At 60.4% G+C, this 18,144-nt stretch carries 13 protein-coding genes; 5 read left to right on the top strand and 8 right to left on the bottom strand.

Annotated elements, in window-relative coordinates:
- Positions 1–9 precede the first annotated feature (9 nt).
- Entirely contained in the window at positions 10–786 is a 777-nt protein-coding gene (locus ACZ9H3_RS10480; RefSeq protein WP_476220667.1) for a siderophore-interacting protein, read from the bottom strand.
- Positions 783–1,352 (bottom strand): PadR family transcriptional regulator, encoded by a 570-nt coding sequence (locus ACZ9H3_RS10475; RefSeq protein WP_476220665.1) that lies wholly within the window; start codon positions 1,350–1,352, stop codon positions 783–785. Before ACZ9H3_RS10475 ends, ACZ9H3_RS10480 begins: the two co-directional genes overlap by 4 nt.
- A gap of 297 nt (positions 1,353–1,649) precedes the next feature.
- Between ACZ9H3_RS10475 and ACZ9H3_RS10470 the strand changes: the two genes are divergently transcribed.
- A complete protein-coding gene (locus tag ACZ9H3_RS10470) occupies positions 1,650–2,087 on the top strand; it encodes a C40 family peptidase (protein WP_245704320.1) in 438 nt (145 codons plus the stop codon).
- Here ACZ9H3_RS10470 and ACZ9H3_RS10465 read toward each other — a convergent pair.
- Positions 2,081–5,233 (bottom strand): transglycosylase domain-containing protein, encoded by a 3,153-nt coding sequence (locus tag ACZ9H3_RS10465; protein ID WP_476220662.1) that lies wholly within the window; start codon positions 5,231–5,233, stop codon positions 2,081–2,083. The genes ACZ9H3_RS10470 and ACZ9H3_RS10465 overlap by 7 nt on opposite strands.
- A gap of 439 nt (positions 5,234–5,672) precedes the next feature.
- Here ACZ9H3_RS10465 and ACZ9H3_RS10460 point away from each other — a divergent pair, with 439 nt between their 5' ends.
- Positions 5,673–7,094 carry an amino acid permease gene (locus tag ACZ9H3_RS10460; protein WP_102052665.1) on the top strand — a complete coding sequence of 474 codons (1,422 nt, stop codon included), beginning with the start codon at positions 5,673–5,675 and terminating at the stop codon, positions 7,092–7,094.
- A gap of 727 nt (positions 7,095–7,821) precedes the next feature.
- Here ACZ9H3_RS10460 and ACZ9H3_RS10455 read toward each other — a convergent pair.
- On the bottom strand, positions 7,822–9,438 hold the full coding sequence (locus tag ACZ9H3_RS10455) for an FMN-binding glutamate synthase family protein (RefSeq protein WP_476220659.1): 1,617 nt from the start codon (positions 9,436–9,438) through the stop codon (positions 7,822–7,824).
- Positions 9,439–9,594: 156 nt separating this feature from the next.
- Here ACZ9H3_RS10455 and ACZ9H3_RS10450 point away from each other — a divergent pair, with 156 nt between their 5' ends.
- Entirely contained in the window at positions 9,595–10,008 is a 414-nt protein-coding gene (locus ACZ9H3_RS10450) for an NUDIX hydrolase (RefSeq protein ID WP_476220657.1), read from the top strand.
- A 4-nt stretch (positions 10,009–10,012) separates the two neighbouring features.
- Here the strand turns inward: ACZ9H3_RS10450 and metR are convergent, their stop codons facing one another.
- Positions 10,013–10,930 carry a transcriptional regulator MetR gene (metR, locus tag ACZ9H3_RS10445; protein WP_065759335.1) on the bottom strand — a complete coding sequence of 306 codons (918 nt, stop codon included), beginning with the start codon at positions 10,928–10,930 and terminating at the stop codon, positions 10,013–10,015.
- A 110-nt stretch (positions 10,931–11,040) separates the two neighbouring features.
- Between metR and metE the strand changes: the two genes are divergently transcribed.
- Both metE and ACZ9H3_RS10435 read left to right on the top strand, forming a co-directional pair.
- Positions 11,041–13,350 (top strand): 5-methyltetrahydropteroyltriglutamate--homocysteine S-methyltransferase, encoded by a 2,310-nt coding sequence (metE, locus tag ACZ9H3_RS10440; RefSeq protein ID WP_476220655.1) that lies wholly within the window; start codon positions 11,041–11,043, stop codon positions 13,348–13,350.
- 140 nt (positions 13,351–13,490) lie between these two features.
- Positions 13,491–14,483: an alpha/beta fold hydrolase gene (locus ACZ9H3_RS10435; RefSeq protein WP_476220653.1), complete on the top strand. Its 993-nt coding sequence runs from the start codon at positions 13,491–13,493 to the stop codon at positions 14,481–14,483.
- On the opposite strand, the gene ACZ9H3_RS10430 is transcribed toward ACZ9H3_RS10435, so the two are convergent.
- The 3 genes from ACZ9H3_RS10430 to aauS are packed head-to-tail and all read right to left on the bottom strand — an operon-like array spanning position 14,480 to position 18,080.
- On the bottom strand, positions 14,480–14,815 hold the full coding sequence (locus tag ACZ9H3_RS10430) for a GlpM family protein (RefSeq protein WP_476220651.1): 336 nt from the start codon (positions 14,813–14,815) through the stop codon (positions 14,480–14,482). The genes ACZ9H3_RS10435 and ACZ9H3_RS10430 overlap by 4 nt on opposite strands.
- A 35-nt stretch (positions 14,816–14,850) precedes the next feature.
- Positions 14,851–16,176: a two-component response regulator AauR gene (gene aauR, locus ACZ9H3_RS10425; RefSeq protein WP_330523164.1), complete on the bottom strand. Its 1,326-nt coding sequence runs from the start codon at positions 16,174–16,176 to the stop codon at positions 14,851–14,853.
- Positions 16,173–18,080, bottom strand: coding sequence for a two-component sensor histidine kinase AauS (gene aauS, locus ACZ9H3_RS10420; protein ID WP_454240058.1), 1,908 nt, complete (start codon positions 18,078–18,080; stop codon positions 16,173–16,175). The genes aauR and aauS overlap by 4 nt, the downstream gene beginning before the upstream one ends.
- Between the last annotated feature and the right edge of the window lie 64 nt (positions 18,081–18,144).

Below are 18,144 nucleotides of genomic sequence, written 5' to 3'. Positions count from 1 at the left end.
GCCACGGTGTTACGCGTTGTGGTTGTCGTCTTCGCCCAGGCGCCAATAGGCGACCGCTTTGAGCCGGTCCTCCTGCACGCCCTTGTCTTCCAGCAGCAGGCGTTTGGCCTGGCGGGTCAGTGTCTTTTCCAGGGCAACCCAGGTATACAGCTCACCAGCGGGCAGGGGCAGCTGTTTCAGTACCTCAAGCAGGTCTTGCTGGTGACGCTGAACCCAGATGACCTGTACGTTTGCCAGGCTTGCCAGTGGTTGTTGTTCCAGCGCATTTTCCACTTCAATGACCACTAGCGCGTTACGCGTGGCCGGCAGTTCTTCAAGGCGTCGGGCAATCGCCGGAATGGCGGTTTCGTCACCGATCAACAGGTAGCTGTCGAACATGTCCGGCACCACCATTGAGCTGCGCGGCCCCGCGATGTTCAGCGTCTGGCCCACTGTTGCCTGAGCCGCCCAGGTAGAGGCCGGGCCGTCGCCATGCAGCACGAAGTCGATATCCAGCTCGCCTGCCACTTCGTCGATACGGCGCGGCGTGTATTCGCGCAGGGTCGGTTTGACGCCGTCCTGATCCTGTCCTGGGTTGTCCAGTGCGGCCTGTTCTTGCGGCGAGCAGGCAAACAGCAGTTTGATGTGGTCATCACTGCCCAGGCTCAGAAAGCCCTGCAGTTCAGGGCCGCCCAAGGTGATCCGGCGCATACGCGGGGTCAGATCGGTGACGCGCAGTACCTGCAGGCAACGGCGTTTGATCTCATGGTTGACGCGGTGAATCGTGGTGGTGTCGTTAACCGTCATTCGGTTTTCTCCTGAAGGGTCGTTGCCGGGCCGGCAACAATGGCTCTGGCGGTGTCATTGAGCAGGTTGCGCACCCGTACGATTTCTTCGGGGTTCCAGCGCCCGCTGTGCATTTGCAGCGCATGGCGCAGGTTGTGTACGGCTTCGTGGATTTCCTGCGGGCGGTCATGCACGCCGATAGAGCGCTTGCTGACCTCAAGGCGCATGCGCACGCCGTCCAGGGCGATGGCCTGTTCGGCCAAGGCCTGGAGGCCCGCTGCTGTGGCGCTGTAACGCTTCTTGCTGCCGTCGGCCTGGCCGATGATCCATTCGCTTTCTTCAAGAAAGGTCAGGGTGGGGTAGATGACGCCTGGGCTTGGGCTGTAGCGCCCGTCGAACAGGGCTTCGATGCGTCGAATCAGGTCATAGCCGTGACAAGGCTGTTCGGCGAGCATCGACAGCAGCAGCAGCTTCAGGTCGCCCGGGGCAAAGATTCGCGGGCCTCGTTCGCCTCGTTCGCGGCCACTGCGACGTTCAAAGCCGTCATGACGGTCGCTGTGTTCGTGGTGTGAAGGATGATCGCGCATTAGGGATGCCTTTGGGTCTGAGATATATCTTGAGATACTTATTTAGATATTACTCAAGATATATCTTAAAGCAAGCGCTCGGTGTGCGGGTGTGGTTTACGGCAAGAGGCGTCGTGGGCGTTGCCCTAGGTTTTTTCTTACATAACCCTCGGATTCCCTTTATTCCTGCTTGCCCCTGTCAACTCTAAGATCTGCCGCGTTTCCTTCACCCTTCAGGGGGTATATGACGTGGTTGGTTTTTTCTTGCGTGTAGGCTTGCTCTGGGGCCTTTCATTTTTTGCCCAGGCGAATGTTCATTTGGTTACCCCTAAGGGTGGGCACGACTACGTGGCCCGCCAGGAACTCGAGGCAAACCTCGACCGGTTGGTCGAACGTGCCCATGAGCTCATCGGCGTGCCTTACCGTTGGGGCGGAATGTCGGAAAAGAGCGGTTTTGATTGCAGTGGCTTGTTGGTCTATCTGTACCGTAGTGAGGTGGGTATCAGCTTGCCGCGCACCACATCATCCATGCTCAAGGGGCAGGGCAAGACCATAAGCCCGCCGCAACTCAAGCGCGGTGATGCGGTGTTCTTTAACCGCAACGGCCAAGGTCGTATTGGCCATGTCGGGTTGTACATCGGCGAGGGGCAATTCATTCATGCACCCCGTAGCGGCAAGGCGATTCGTATCGATTCGTTAAGCAATCGTTACTGGCGCAATAGCTTCACCACGGCCAAGCGCTTTCACGGTCATTGAACCGTTGCGCCTCGCTGAGCGGTGAGCGTGGGTATGTTGCACAACGTATGGGTGCCTGGCACAAGGTAGGGCATCAGAAGTGGCGCCATGCCCTTGAGCACTTGTACCGGCAACGCTGAGGTGAACTTGAACGATTCGGCGGCTCGCCCTGGAACGAAGGCGGTCAGGGTGCCGAAATGGCTGTCGCCGATGTAGAACACGAATGTCGCAGTACGGTTCAGTGAACGTGATCCGAGGATGCGTCCGCCTGCCCCGAAGCTTTCGATGCGGTTGTCGCCGGTGCCGGTCTTGCCGCCCATGACCAGTGCTGTACCGTCAGGCAGTTTGAAGCTACCCGACACCCGACGTGCCGTACCGGCATCAACCACTTGTGACAGCGCACCGCGCAGGGCCTTGGCGACCTCCGCCGGCAATACCCGTTCGCCGCGGTCTGGGTCACTGATCAGGCGCGTTTCATAAGGGGTGTCGGCCGCGAAGTGCAGGGTGTCGATGCGCAGGGTGGGCATGCGTACGCCGTCGTTCAAGATGATACCCATGAGTTCGGCCAGGGCGGCGGGGCGGTCACCAGAACTGCCGATAGCAGTGGCCAGCGATGGCACCAGGTGGTCGAAGGGATAACCGACACGCTTCCAGCGTTGATGGATGTCGAGAAACGCCTCAATTTCCACCAGTGTCCGAATACGGCTGTCGCGGGCGCCTTTGTGCCGGCTCTTGAACAGCCAGCTATAGACTTCCTGGCGTTCGAAATGGCTGGCTGTAACCGCGTCCTTGAATTGTGCTCCGGGGTTTTTCAGCAAGTAGCCCAGCAGCCACAAGTCCAGTGGGTGAACCCGGGCGATATAGCCTTGGTCGGGCAGGTCGTAGCGGCCCGGGCCGTAGTTTATGTACATCTCCTCGAGCCGTTTTTCGGTCAACGCGTCCTTCTTGCGCTTGTCGGCTGAAGTGTCCTTTTTCAAGTGGGCTTGCACAAAGGCGTTGAAGGTTGCCTGGTCGGCTTCGGGAAACAGGTACCGGTGTACGGCAGCCAAGCGGATCGGTGTGGCATTCAGGCTGTCGAGAAAGGTGTCGAGGCGCTCCTGGGATGTCTTGCGTTGGTACTTTTTCCAGAATCGCTTGAGATAGTCGGTGCCTTCGCGGTCGGCGAAACGTGCCAGATACTCCTGGCGACGTGGGTCTGCATCGTCTTTGAGCAGTTGGCCGCTGTTGTTCGGTGATTGGTACGTGCTGTAGCGCACCAGATCACGCATCAGGCGAATGAAGGGGAGGTTGATCGATTCGCGCAGGGCATCCTTCAGGGTCGGCAAGCGCCCATTGTCTTCGCGGCGGAAGTTGTTGAAGACGTGCAAGCCTCCACCCGTAAAGAAGGCCTCGCCGGGGTTGGCCGAGTACTTGCGCTCCAGTGCCGCATCAAGCATCGCGCTGAGGTTGCGGTCCTTGTTCTGAATCAGGTAATCCACCGCCCAGCCGGTAATGCGGTCCAGCTCGGGCACCTCGACTTTTTTCAGCTCGGCCGGGCTTTTGTCGGCATAGCGATCATGCAGTTCGGCGATGATCTCCAGGTAGGTGGTCAGTACCCGCAGTTTGGCGGTTGAACCCAGTTCCAGCTTGCTGCCTTCGTTGATGTCGAAGGGTTGATCGGTGCTGTCGGTTTGCACCCGTACCCGTGCACCGTCCGGGGTGCGTTCAAAGAGGGTGAAGCTGTAACGTACCTGGGTTGTGGTGGTCGGGGTCAGCAGGCGCTCGCCGAACAGCCCGGTTTTTTCTGCAAAGGCCGGGTCCGCGAGATTTTTGAGGTATTCGCTGATCTGGTCTTGCAGGCTGGACTGCAGCGTACTGGTGACTGAAAGATCAAGGCGATCCAGGTCATACAGGGGGCGGCTGAGCATCGCCGAGAGCCGCGCACGTGCCAGGCTGATGCCCTTGTTCGTGACGATGGGGACAATGGTCGGCTGGGCAACCCAGTCACGGTAGGTCGCTTTGCTGGCCAGCGCGGCGTCAGCCAGTGATCGATCGATGATGTTGTTGGCCGCGAGCAGGCGCACGTGACTGTCGGCCAGTTCGGCCAGATCATTGCGGCCTTTGGACAGGAAATACGATGGCCGACGCTGCGCGATCATCAGCGAGAGCACCTGACGCAGTGCCAACCCTCGTGCGGCAAGGCTGCCCGGGTCGTTGTCGGTGGACAACAACGACTGATTGACCTGGGCGAAGTCCGCGCCGTACCAGACCCTCAAGCCTTCGGCCATACCATGCACCTCGCCATGCCCGGGGACGGCCGACAGCGGCACACTGTTGAGGTAGTCACGCACGATACGTTGCCGGGCTTCCAGGGTTTGTGGGCCGTTCTGATAGGCGCGGACACTGGCCGAAATCATCTGCCGGATTTTTTCGCTGCCAGACACGGTCAGCCCGTCAGGGGAGTGCCGGTATTTTTCCAGTTGAGTGGCCAGGGTACTGCCACCTGCCGATTGGCCCGGAAGGGCCAGGTACTTGGCGACCTGGGTATAGGCTGCCTTGGCGAAGCGTGGCCAGTCGACTGCCGGGTTTGCATTGGGATCATTGGGGTCAAGCAGGTCGCGGTTTTCGATGAACAGCAAACTGTGAACGATCACCGGCGGGATCGAAGCAAAGTCGGAGTAGAGGTGCTGCGGATAGTGATACTGATACAGGGCCTCGCCTTTACAGTCAGTAATCGACAAACCCGCCTGGATTTTTTCGGTGTAAGGCACGAAGAAACCATGCTTGGCATAGTTCATCAGCTCGGGGGAAAAGCGTGTCTGCTCGCTGACCAGATAGTCGCGCTTGAGCAGGCGAGGCAGGAAGTCACCGAGTGCGCTGTAGCCCAGGCGCTTATCGAACGGGCCATCGCCCGGATACATGATCGCGTCGCTCGGGCCTTTGTGCATCGAGTAACTGAGGGTTGCTGCAAAGTGGCTGAATTCACGTGACTGCAAACGTGACGTCTGCATTTCTTCGGCGATGGCGAAGCCCACAGCGATGAGGGCGATCAGTAGCAATAACCACAAGGGCCACAGCAGCCGCCACCAGACGCGACGCTTGCGAGGGCTTTTGGGTGGAGGCACGTCTTCCAGACGTTCAGAAGGGGCTTCAGCCGTTGTTGGTTCCGATTGCCACAGTGCGCCCATAGTCTTTAGCCCGGCTACGTGTATTCGTCTTGCTTGCCTGAAGCTTAGACGCTGAGCAGCTTAGGTGAAAAATTTGTAGAAGCTTGTAAGGCATTTCTCGGAGCGTAATCGGAGCATGCGCCTTTGGTTGTGGTTGTAATGCCCTGGTTTGGTGCTATTTTACCCGCCCTGTTTTTGAGGGCGGGGTAAGCGCGGGGAATGCCACTCCGTATAAGCGGATTTTGCCGAGACTTCTCGCCAAAGATCCTGGTTTTTATAGTGAAAAGACCTGCGATGGCCTTTTTATACTGCTCGCCCCTTTTGCTCAGCCTGCGTGGTGTTTTGCGGGCTGACGGGCTCACCCAAAAGGTTGGTCCGGCAAGGCTTCGTACCTGCCTATCGGCGGTGCCAGGTCTGCACGATCGGTTTATATCCAATAACAAAATGAGGTTGTATTTCTATGTCAGTCGGCAACCACCCTTCTCACGGTGATACCGCCCAAGGCGGTCCGCTCAAGCGAGAACTCGGAGAGCGTCACATCCGCCTGATGGCACTGGGTGCCTGTATCGGTGTCGGCCTGTTCCTGGGGTCGGCCAAGGCCATTGAAATGGCCGGGCCTGCGATCATGCTGTCGTACATCATTGGCGGTCTGGCGATCCTGGTGATCATGCGTGCCCTTGGTGAAATGGCCGTTCACAACCCGGTCGCCGGCTCCTTCAGCCGTTACGCGCAAGACTACCTCGGCCCATTGGCAGGCTTCCTGACCGGCTGGAACTACTGGTTCCTGTGGTTGGTGACCTGTGTTGCTGAAATCACGGCGGTGGCCATCTACATGGGCATCTGGTTCCCTGATGTACCTCGCTGGATCTGGGCCCTGGCGGCCCTGGCAAGCATGGGTGGGGTCAACCTGATCGCAGTCAAGGCGTTTGGTGAGTTCGAGTTCTGGTTCGCCCTGATCAAGATCGTCACCATCATCGCGATGGTACTGGGCGGTATCGGCGTGATCGCGTTTGGCTTCGGTAACGATGGCGTCGCGCTGGGCATCTCCAACCTCTGGAGCAATGGCGGCTTCATGCCTAACGGCGTGACCGGCGTGCTGATGTCGCTGCAAATGGTGATGTTCGCCTACCTTGGCGTAGAAATGATCGGCCTGACTGCCGGCGAAGCGCGTAACCCGCAAAAGACCATTCCGCATGCCATTGGCTCGGTATTCTGGCGCATCCTGCTGTTCTATGTCGGCGCACTGTTTGTGATCCTGTCCATCTACCCATGGAACGAAATTGGCAGCCAGGGCAGCCCGTTCGTGATGACCTTTGAACGTCTGGGCATCAAGACCGCTGCCGGCATCATCAACTTCGTGGTGATCACTGCGGCACTGTCGTCCTGCAACGGCGGTATCTTCAGTACCGGTCGTATGCTCTACAGCCTTGCGCAGAATGGCCAGGCGCCTGCCTCCTTTGCCCGCACCTCAAGCAACGGCGTGCCGCGCAACGCGCTGCTGCTGTCGATCGCGGCATTGCTGCTGGGTGTACTGCTCAACTACCTGGTACCGGAAAAAGTGTTCGTCTGGGTCACCGCTATCGCTACCTTCGGTGCGATCTGGACCTGGGTCATGATCCTGCTGGCGCAACTGAAGTTCCGTGCTGGCCTGTCCAAGGCCGAACGTGACCGTCTGCAGTTCCGCATGTGGCTGTGGCCGTTGAGCTCCTACCTGGCGCTGGCGTTCCTGATCCTGGTGGTAGGCCTGATGGCGTACTTTGAGGAAACCCGTATCGCGCTGTACGTCGGCCCAGCCTTCCTGGTGCTGCTGACGGTGCTGTACTACGTGTTCAAGCTGTCCCCGAAAGAGGACAGTGTGGCCGTGGCGCGCTCTGTGTCCTGATAGAAAACCCGGTCCAGTGACCGGATCAGGCTGCTGACGAACCCCCGCTTTTTAGCGGGGGTTTGTATTTCCAAGCCAACGATGCCATCGCAGGCAAGCCAGCTCCAACAGAGCCCGCGCCAGCTGTAGGAGCGGGTCTTGCCCGCGATGCAGCCACCGCGAATTCACGGACACCCCACCGACGCCATCGCAGGCAAGCCAGCTCCAACAGAGCTCGCGCCAGCTGTGGGAGCGGGTCTTGCCCGCTATGCAGGCGCCGCGGACTCGCAGGCACCCCACCGACGCCATCGCAGGCGAGCCTGCTCCAACAGACCCCCGCGTAACCTGTAGGAGCCGGGCTTGCCCGCGATGCAGCCACCGCGAACTCACTGACACCCCACCGACGCCATCGCAGGCAAGCCAGCTCCAACAGAGCCCGCGCAGCCTGTAGGAGCCGGGCTTGCCCGCGATGCAAACACCGCGAACCCACTGACACCCTACCGACGCCATCGCAGGCAAGCCAGCTCCAACAGAGCCCACGCAGCCTTTAGGCGCCGGGCTTGCCCGCGATACAAACGGCGCGAACTCACTGACACCCCACCCGACACCATCGCAGGCAAGCCAGCTCCAACAGAGCCCGCGCCAGTTGTAGGAGCGGGTCTTGCCCGCGATGCAGGCGCCGCGAAGGCGCTGACACCCCGCCGAAGCGCCGGCATCCCACAGCAAGCTCGGCCGGTTTTCCATTGAATCAGGCTACGTCTGTGTGCGCCTCAAAACTGTCAGCCCGGGCCATGCGCCACATACGCTGGTAGAACTCGCCGCTGACTTCGCCTGTCAGCAGTTCACCGGGCTTGAGGAACACGTGCAGTTGCGAGAACAGTTTGATCTCGGTCGCGGACATGCGCCGTACCAGGTGTTTGGCTTGCAGCTGTGAAGGGTGATCCAGGCCTGCCGCCGCGAGCATTTCGGCCAGGGCCTTGAGGGTGTTGCGGTGGAAGTGAAACACCCGCTGGGCTTTGTCGGGTACCACCAAGGCGCGCTGGCGCAGTGGGTCCTGGGTTGCGACACCGGTTGGACACTTGTTGGTGTGGCAGCTTTGCGACTGGATGCAGCCGATGGCGAACATGAAGCCGCGCGCCGAGTTGGCCCAGTCGGCACCAATGGCCAGGACACTGGCAATGTCGAAGGCACTGACGATTTTGCCGCTGGCCCCCAGCTTGATTTTGTCGCGCAGGTTCAGCCCGACCAGTGTGTTGTGTACGAACAGCAGGCCTTCACGCATCGGCACGCCGATATGGTCGGTGAACTCCACGGGCGCCGCGCCCGTGCCGCCTTCTTTGCCGTCGATGACGATAAAGTCCGGGAGAATGCCGGTTTCCAGCATGGCCTTGGCAATACTCATGAATTCCCACGGGTGGCCCAGGCAGAATTTGAAGCCTACTGGCTTGCCGCCGGAGAGTTCGCGCAATTGAGCGATGAACTGCATCAGCTCGATTGGGGTCGAGAAAGCACTGTGTCGTGAGGGAGAGATGCAGTCTTCGCCCATGGCTACGCCACGGGTTTCGGCGATTTCACGGGTGACCTTGTGCTTGGGCAGGATGCCGCCATGGCCGGGCTTGGCCCCTTGGCTCATCTTGATTTCGATCATCCGTATTTGCGGGTTGCGCGCCTGTTCGGCGAAGCGCTCAGGGTCGAAGCGACCCTCCGCCGTGCGGCAACCGAAGTAGCCGCTGCCCAGTTCCCAGGTCAGGTCGCCGCCATGCTCGCGGTGGTAAGGGCTGATGCTGCCCTCGCCAGTATCGTGGGCGAAGTTGCCGAGTTTGGCGCCCTGGTTCAGCGCACGAATGGCATTGGCGCTGAGTGCGCCAAAGCTCATGGCCGAGATGTTGAACACCGAGGCTGAATACGGCTGTGTGCATTGCGGGCCGCCAACCATGACCCGAAAGCTGTTCGGGTCGCTCAGTGGCGCCGGGCGCATGGAGTGGCCAATGAACTCAAAGCCCGATTGGTAGACATCGATCAGCGTGCCAAAGGGCTTGTCCGAGGCCTCGTTCTTGGCTCGGGCATAAACCAGTGAGCGCTGCGCGCGCGAGAAGGGCAGGGCATCACTGTCAGCTTCCAGCAGGTACTGGCGGATTTCCGGTCGAATACCTTCGACCAGGTAGCGGATGTTGCCCAAAATCGGGTAATTGCGCCTGACGGCGTGGCGACTCTGAAGCAAATCAACCAGGCCAATCAGGCTAAGTACGCCTGTGGTCAGGGTGAAGGGCCAAAGCCAGTCGTTTTCAAGAAACGGCAGGCTGGCGAGGGTGAACAGTACACAACAGACAAAAAAGGCGTAGCGACTGAGAAGTGACAGGCTCATACAGGGTCCTTGCGATGGCTCGGTCAGGCTCAGGGCCTGGGCAATCCTGGACCATAGCCCGGTTCAGGATTCAAACGCCAGCCCAGGGTCTCCCGGTGAGGTCTGTGTTCAGAGATCTTGCGTGTATCATTGCGCGTTCTCCGTGAAGAGCCGACCATGACCAAGATCATTCGCATTGCCGCTGCCCTGTTGATCGACCCGCAGGGTCAAACCCTTCTTGTGCGCAAGCGTGGTACGCAGGCGTTCATGCAGCCAGGCGGCAAGATTGAAGCCCATGAGCAACCTGTCGCTGCCCTGGCCCGTGAGCTGCACGAGGAACTGGGCTTGCAGATCGACCCCTTGAAAGCAGGCTACCTTGGCGTATTCAGCGCGCCAGCGGCCAACGAGCCTGGGTTTGAGGTGCAGGCGGAGCTGTTCCAGGTTCATACCGACGCCAGTGTCGAGCCCGCAGCAGAAATCGAGGAGGCCGTCTGGGTCGATGCAAACGCGACCCTGAACCTTGAACTGGCCCCCTTGACCCGAGACTGGATTCTGCCGCTCTACAGAACGTTGACGCACGCTCCAGCCTGATCCTTCAACGCACCGCGCTGACGCCGTCGAGCGTGGAGAAGGAGGTGTCCTTGGCGGTCAGCAGGAAGTCGCGCATGTACGGGGCGTCGAGCATATCGGTACGTACCGCCGCGTACAGCGTGGCGAACAGGCCTTTCTCGCCCAGACGCTTGCCCTTCACATAACCACGTGAGCTGTACTCGTGCAGCGCCCAATGTGGCATGCCGCAGACGCCGCGGCCGCTCGCGACCAACTGCATCATCATCACCGTCAGCTCCGCGGTACGCACCTGTGCGGGCTCGATGTCGGCCGGCTCCAGGAAACGGGTGAAGATATCCAGGCGGTCGCGCTCCACCGGGTAGGTAATCAGGGTTTCGCTGGACAGGTCTTCGGGTACGACATAGCTCTTGCCCGCCAGAGGGTGCTGATTGGCGACGGCCAGCATGGCCTCGTAAGTGAACAGCGGAACATAGGTGATCCCGGCCAACTCCAGTGGGTCGGAGGTCACCACCAGGTCCAGGTCACCACGTGCCAGTGCGGGCAGCGGTGCAAAGGCGAAACCCGAGGCCAGGTCAAGTTCGACCTCCGGCCAGGCATCGCGGAACTGGTCGATGGTCGGCATCAGCCACTGAAAGCAGCTATGGCATTCGATGGCCATATGCAGGCGCCCTGCAGTACCGCCGGCCAAACGCGCAATATCGCGTTCGGCGCTGCGCAGCAAGGGCAGGGTGGCGTCGGCCAACTGCAGCAGGCGCAGGCCGGCACTGGTGAAGCGCAGGGGTTTGGTCTTGCGCATGAACAGCTGCATACCCAGGCGCTCTTCCAGCTCCTTGAATTGATGCGACAGCGCCGATTGGGTCAGGTGCAGGCGTTCTGCTGCCTCTACCAGGCTGTCGGCCTCGCGCAAGGCGTGCAGGGTTTTCAGGTGACGAATTTCAAGCACCGGAAGGCTCCATGAGTAAACTTTGAGATGAACACGAATTTATTGAGTTTGTCTCAAGTTGCCTCGGCTGTCGACAATAGCGTCATCTTTTACAGGGAGCACATTTTGTCATGGCACTGGCCCACAACCTTGGTTTTCCGCGCATCGGCGCTGACCGTGAATTGAAAAAAGCCCTGGAGGCCTATTGGAAGGGCGACCTGGATCAGGCAGGGCTGTTGGCGGTTGGCCGTGAGTTGCGCGCACGCCATTGGCAGGTTCAGAAAGAGGCGGGTATCGAACTGCTGCCGGTCGGTGATTTCGCCTGGTACGACCAGGTACTGGCGCACTCGGTAGCCTTCGGCGCCATTCCTGAGCGCTTTGCCGCGACCAGGGGCGATGACGGTCTGCCAACCCTCGATACCGTGTTTGCCATGGCGCGTGGTGCAACGACCTGCTGCACTAGTTCGCAGGGGCAAGCCCAGTACGCTCAGGAACTGACCAAGTGGTTCGATACCAATTATCACTACCTGGTGCCAGAGTTCAGTGCCGATCAGCGTTTCCTGCTCAGTTGGGAACAATTGTTCGATGAGGTCGCTGAAGCGCAAGCGCTGGGCCATGCGGTCAAGCCGGTGCTGATCGGCCCACTGACCTACTTGTGGCTTGGCAAGGCCAAGGGCGAGGGCTTCGACAAGCTCGACCTGCTTGAGCGACTGCTGCCCGTGTACGGTGAGATTCTCAGCCGCCTGGCTCGGCAAGGCGTGGAGTGGGTGCAGATCGATGAGCCAATCCTGTGCCTGGATCTGCCGCAGGCGTGGAAGAGTGCCTTTGAGCGGGCCTATCACATTCTTCAGTATTCCCCTCTGAAAAAGCTGGTTGCGACGTACTTTGGGGCCCTGGAGGACAACCTGGGGCTGGCCGTCAGCCTGCCGGTGGATGGCCTGCATGTCGACCTGGTACGTGCGCCGGAGCAACTCCCGGCAGTGCTTGATCGTCTGCCGAGCTACAAGGTGCTGTCGTTGGGCGTGGTCAATGGCCGTAACGTCTGGCGTTGCGACCTGGACCAGGCGCTGGAGCAACTGCAGCAGGCGCGTCAGCGCTTTGGCAGCAACCTCTGGGTCGCCGGCTCCTGCTCACTGTTGCACAGCCCGGTGGACCTGGCGCGTGAGGACAAGCTCGATGCCGAACTGAAAGGCTGGCTGGCTTTTGCCGTGCAGAAATGCAGTGAGATTTCTGTATTGGCCAAGGCGCTGAACAACCTGCAGGACGCTGACGTGCAGGCCGCCTTGAGCAACAGTCGCGCGGTAAAACACAGCCGGGCGCAATCGTCACGTATTCACAAACCGCAGGTTCAGGCGCGGGTTGCTGCGGTGAGTGCTCGCGACAGTCAGCGTCAGTCACCTTTCGCCCAGCGTATCGAAGCGCAGCGGCAGCGATTGAAGCTGCCTGCCTTCCCGACCACCACCATTGGCTCGTTTCCGCAGACGTCGGCGATTCGTCTGGCACGTCAGGCCTATAAGCAAGGCAAGCTGTCGGCCAGCGACTACACCGATGCCATGCACAGCGAAATTCGTCATGCGGTAAAGGTGCAAGAGCGCCTGGGGCTGGACGTGCTGGTGCATGGTGAAGCCGAACGTAACGACATGGTCGAGTATTTTGCCGAGCAACTGGATGGCTATGTATTCACCCGTTTCGGCTGGGTGCAGAGCTATGGTTCGCGTTGCGTCAAACCGGCGATCATTTACGGCGACCTGAGCCGGCCGCAAGCCATGACGGTGGCTTGGATCGCGTACGCTCAGCGTCAGACCGACAAGGTCATGAAAGGCATGCTGACAGGCCCGGTCACCATGTTGATGTGGTCCTTCCCGCGTGAAGATGTCTCGCGCAAGGTTCAGGCGCAGCAACTGGCGTTGGCGATTCGCGATGAAGTGCAGGATCTGGAAAAGGCTGGCATCAAGATCGTTCAGATCGATGAGGCGGCTTTCCGTGAGGGTTTGCCATTGCGCCAGGCTCAATGGCAGGGCTATCTGGACTGGGCGGTGGAGGCCTTCCGGCTGTGTTCCAGCGGGGTGCGTGACGATACCCAGATTCATACCCACATGTGCTACAGCGAGTTCAATGATGTGATTGAGGCCATTGCGGCAATGGACGCCGATGTCATCACCATTGAGACATCGCGCTCGGACATGGAGCTGTTGGAGGCCTTTGAAGCGTTCGACTACCCCAATGACATTGGCCCCGGTGTCTATGACATTCACTCACCACGGGTGCCGGACACCGCCGAGATGGTCAAGCTCATCAGCAAGGCCGCCACGCGTATTCCGGCCGAGCGCCTCTGGGTGAACCCGGATTGCGGCCTGAAGACGCGTGCCTGGCCGGAGACCGAAGCAGCCTTGGTGAACATGGTGGCGGCGGCACGGCAGTTGCGCAGCCAGCTTGCATAAGGCAATGGGCCTGCGGCGTTCGCCGCAGGTCTGACCATTTGGCGATTGTCATGAAACGGTCACTGTTTTGTGGCAGCGCGCCCGAATGAAAGTCATCAGACTCGCGCTCTACTGGGGATTTGCATTCTGGTGTTTCTGTCATGCGGGCATTTTTCTTTTTTGTAGCACTGCTGTGCGGTGCACCTGCGTTCGCCGCGTCACGCTGTGACGTCAACGTGCCAACTGAGCGGGTCGAACTGGCGCAGGTCAGCCTGGCTTATCAAAGTATTGGGCGTCGCTCCGACCCTGCGCTGTTGTTGGTCATGGGCCTGGGCGGGCAACTTATCCATTGGCCGGATGAGGTGGTGGCTGCGCTGTGCGAGCAAGGCTTTCGGGTCATTCGCTACGACAACCGCGACGTTGGGTTGTCGGCCTGGAATCAACCACCGGTCGGCGCCAACCTGACCTACGAAGTACTGCGCTACAAACTCGGGCTGCCGGTGTCGGCGCCTTATACCCTGACGGACATGGCCGAAGATGGCCTGGGGTTGATGGACGCGTTGCAGGTCAGGCGCTTTCATGTTCTGGGTGTGAGCATGGGCGGGATGATCGCTCAACACCTGGCTGACCTCGCGCCGCAGCGGGTAGAAAGCCTGACGCTGATCATGTCCAGTTCCGGCGCTTCCGGGTTGCCTGCGCCGAACCCGGCACTGGTGGAGCAACTGGCCCGGCGTGGAGCACCGAACCGGGATGCAGCCATTGAGCAGCAAGCCGACCTGCTTGCCGCCTTGGGCAGCCCGCAGGTGATGGACGACCGGCAGGTGTTGTTGCAACAGGCCGCGGCATCCTACGACCGTGCGTTCAACCCTGATGGGGTCAAGCGGCAGATCATGGCAATCCTAGCCGAACCCAGCCGTGTCGAACTGCTCAACCGTTTGCGGCTGCCGGCACTGGTGGTGCATGGCACGGCTGATCCGCTGTTGCCGGTGATGCATGGTGTGCACCTGGCCGCGCATATTCAGGGCAGCCAGTTACGCTTGATTCCCGGCTTGGCGCACCGCTTTCAGGAGCCGTTCAAGGCGCCTTTGCTTGAGGCCGTATTGCCTTACCTGCGTCAGCATCGCGAAGACCTCAGCCACTGGGCTCAGCTTTAGTGAAAGCGTACCCAGACGCTTACCAGTACCGTTGCCGCGATCAGCCAGGCGACAGCGGCCAGGGCCAGTGAGGCTTCAAGGCGCAGGCGGTCTACCAGCAGGTAGAGTGCGGCGAGGTAGAGGAAGTAGGGGATGATCGACCACATGCCAAACAGGATGGTGGTCTTCAGATCGTCCACGGAGCGGCCCTTGCCGACAATGTAGTGGGCGATCAGGGCGAAGGTGGGGAACAGCGGGACGAGCCCGGCGATGTAGTAGTTGCGGGTTTTGGCCAGGGCCGCGAGTATCACCACGACAGCAGCGCCGAGGCAGGCTTTGAGTAGCAGGTCCACGTTGATTCTCTATCCAGTGGCATCACGCCCGGGCATCAGGCCAGGCCGTATTTCTTGACCTTGTCGAACAGCGTGGTTTTGGCCATGCCCAATTCCTGGCTGGCCTGGCTGAGGTTGCCACCGGTGCGTTGCAGGGCGTCGCTGAGCAGGTTGCGTTCAAAGGCTTCGACAGCTTCGGAAAAACCCAGGCCCTGTGCAGGGCTGGAACCGGCTTTCTTGAAGGCCGGCAGGCCCAAGGCATAGCGCTCTGCAACGTTGCGCAGTTCGCGGACATTGCCCGGCCAATCGTGCGCCATCAGGCGTGACAGGGTCTGGCTGTCGAGCGCTGGTACTTCGCGATCAAAGCGCAATGATGCCAGCAGCAGGAAGTGCTCGAACAACTGCAGGATGTCTTCACGGCGCTCGCGCAGCGGTGGGAGTTCCAGCGTCACCACGTTCAAGCGGTAGTACAGGTCGCTGCGGAACTGGCCGGATTGGCCGAGGGCGTCGAGGTCGGCTTTGGTGGCGGCAATTACCCGGCAGTCGACCGCGATGCTCTGGTTCGAGCCCAAGCGCTCCAGGGTGCGTTCCTGAAGGACTCGCAGCAGTTTGATCTGCAGGTTGATCGGCATGCTTTCGACTTCATCGAGGAACAGCGTTCCACCATTGGCGTGTTCGATCTTGCCGATCCGGCGTTTGCCGGCCCCGGTGAAGGCATTGGCCTCATGGCCGAAGATTTCGCTTTCAAACAGGTTCTCTGGCAGGCCACCGCAATTGAGTGCAACGAACGGTTGACCCTGGCGTCGGCTGAAGTCGTGCAGGCAGCGCGCCACCAATTCCTTGCCGGTACCTGTTTCACCTTCGATCAGCACGTTGGCCGAGGTGTCGGCGACGTTGGCAATCAGCTCACGCAGCTCCTGCATGGCCGGCGAGCGGCCGATGATCCGGCCTTCCAGGGTGCTTTGCTCGGCCAGCTGACGACGCAGGGCAAACACTTCGCGGGCCAGGCCACGCTGTTCGAGGGCGCGACGCACCACGTCGACCAAACGTTCTGGCGAGAAGGGCTTTTCCATGAAGTCATAGGCGCCATTGCGCATGGCGCCCACCGCCATATTGATGTCGCCGTGACCTGTGATCAGTACCACCGGCAGGCTAGGGTCGCGGGCTTTGAGTCGACTGAGCAACTCCAGGCCGTCGATGCCAGGCAGGCGAATGTCACTGACGACGATTCCCGCGAAGTCATCGCCGATCCGCTGCAGTGCTTCTTCAGCGCTGCCGACACCCTCACTGGCGATGTCCTCCAGTGCCAATGCCTGCTGGCAGCCGAGCAACACATGCGGGTCATCTTCGACGATCAGGACGGTAAGTGGCGCTTGGTTCATAAGGACTCGGCAGGTTCTGAGGCGGCGGACACCAGGGGCAGGCTGAGGATGAACGCGGTACCGCCACTGGCGGGATGTTCGACACTCAGGCTGCCGCCGGCAGCGGCGGCAAGGCTGGCGGACAAGGTCAGGCCCAGGCCCAGGCCGTGCTCTCCGGGTTTGGTGGTGAAAAAAGGTTCAAACAGGTGCTTACGTGTTTCATCGTCAATGCCATGACCATTATCGCGTACACGCAGACGGTACTTGTCATTCAGCAGTTCGCCTTCCAGCCATAGCTGTGGTTGGGGCTGCGCGGCCATGGCATCGAGGGCGTTGCCGATCAGGTTGACCAGAATTTGCTCCAGCCGCGTCTGGTCGATGGCCAGTTGCTGATCGTCGAACGCGTTGTGCACCTGCAACTGGCTGCTCGCGATACGGTTGCCGAGTACCTGCAGGCTGGCCTCCACCGCTTTGCTCAAGGAGGCTTGGCCGCCGTCATCACCACGTCGTGCAAATGAGCGCAGGCTGGCGGTGATGCGGCCCATGCGATCGATCAGGTCGTTCATGGTCAGCAGGTTGGTACTGGCTGTTTCCAGCGCGCCGCGTTCGAGGAAGCGAACGGTGTTGCCGGACAGTGTGCGTAATGCCGCCAGCGGCTGGTTGAGTTCATGAGCGATGCTGGTAGACATCTGGCCGATGGCCGCCAGCTTGCCAGCCTGAACCAGTTCGTCCTGAGCATGGCGCAGTGTCTGCTCGGCATGGCGCCGTTCACGGATCTGGCCCTTGAGGCGTTCATTACTGGCGCGCAGATCGGCTGTTCGTTCGGCGATCTTGCGCTCCAGTTGGCTATTGGCTTCTTCCAGGGCTTCTCTGGCGGCCAAGCGCGTGGCGATAACTTTACGCCGCTCGTTCCAGGCAATCAGGAGGATGGCCAGCAGTGCGAAAGCCACGGCCGCCAGTACCCCCTGAACGATGGACTCGCGGCGCAGGTCCTGCAGTGGTGTCAGCAGGGTAAAGTGCCAGGGGGTATCACTCAGGCGGCGAGTCTGGGCCAGGTAGGCGACTTCATGGTGGCTGTCACCGAGCTCGGCATTGGCCGGGAAACTCAGCTTCTCCACGCCGTCGCCCAGTTTCTCGCGCGACAGCGGCTGCAGTTCGTTGAGTGGCCACCAGTAGTATTGCAGGCTGCGCGCCAGGCGCTCCTTGGTTTCCGGTGTCAGTGGTCGTACTGACTTCAGACGCCGTGCAGGGTCGCTGGAGAGGATGATGATGCCATTCTCATCGCTGACGAAGGCTTCCAGACGTGCCCGTTGCCAGCGTTCTTCGAGGGCTTCAAGGCGCACCTTGATGACTGCAACGCCAATGATCTTGCCATGCTCTTCCAGGCCGTGTGCCAGGTAATAGCCGGGTTCGCCCGTGGTGCTGCCAATGCCATAGAAACGTCCAGGCTGGCCGCGCACGGCATCCTGGAAGTAGGCACGGAAGGACAGGTCTTCGCCCAGGTAGCTGTCGACATCGCGCCAGTTGCTCGTGGCCTGTACCCGGCCGCTGGTGTCCAGGACATAGATCGCCCGGCTGCGGCTGCGTCGGTTCAGGCCCTCGAGGTATTCATTGACGGCCTGGCGATGTTCGCCATCCGTTTCGTTCAGCAGGCTTGAGACACTCTGCTCCAACTCCAGCAAGCTTGGCAGGTAGGTGTACTTGCTGATTTCGCTCTCGACCGCTCGCGCATGCAGCTCAAGCTGGCGTTCGCCTGTTTCGCTCAAGGTGCGTATGCCGTTGTGTTCGCTGATCAGAAAGCCGGCCACGCCCAGGCCGATCATCAGCAGGAGGATCAGTGGCGGCAGAAACAGGTGACGGATCAGACGGGGTTTCACGGCAAGTGCAGGCTTGGCTGGGCGAAAGAGCGTAGGGTCGCATTTCATCACAGTGGCCTTGGTACGACCAGCGCCGCCTGCCCGGCGAACACCGGACAGGCGGCAGTGGTGC

This window comes from Pseudomonas sp. TE3910 (assembly GCF_056279025.1).
The sequence above is the reverse complement of the archived record's forward strand: the minus strand, read 5'-3'. Positions and strand labels throughout refer to the sequence as shown.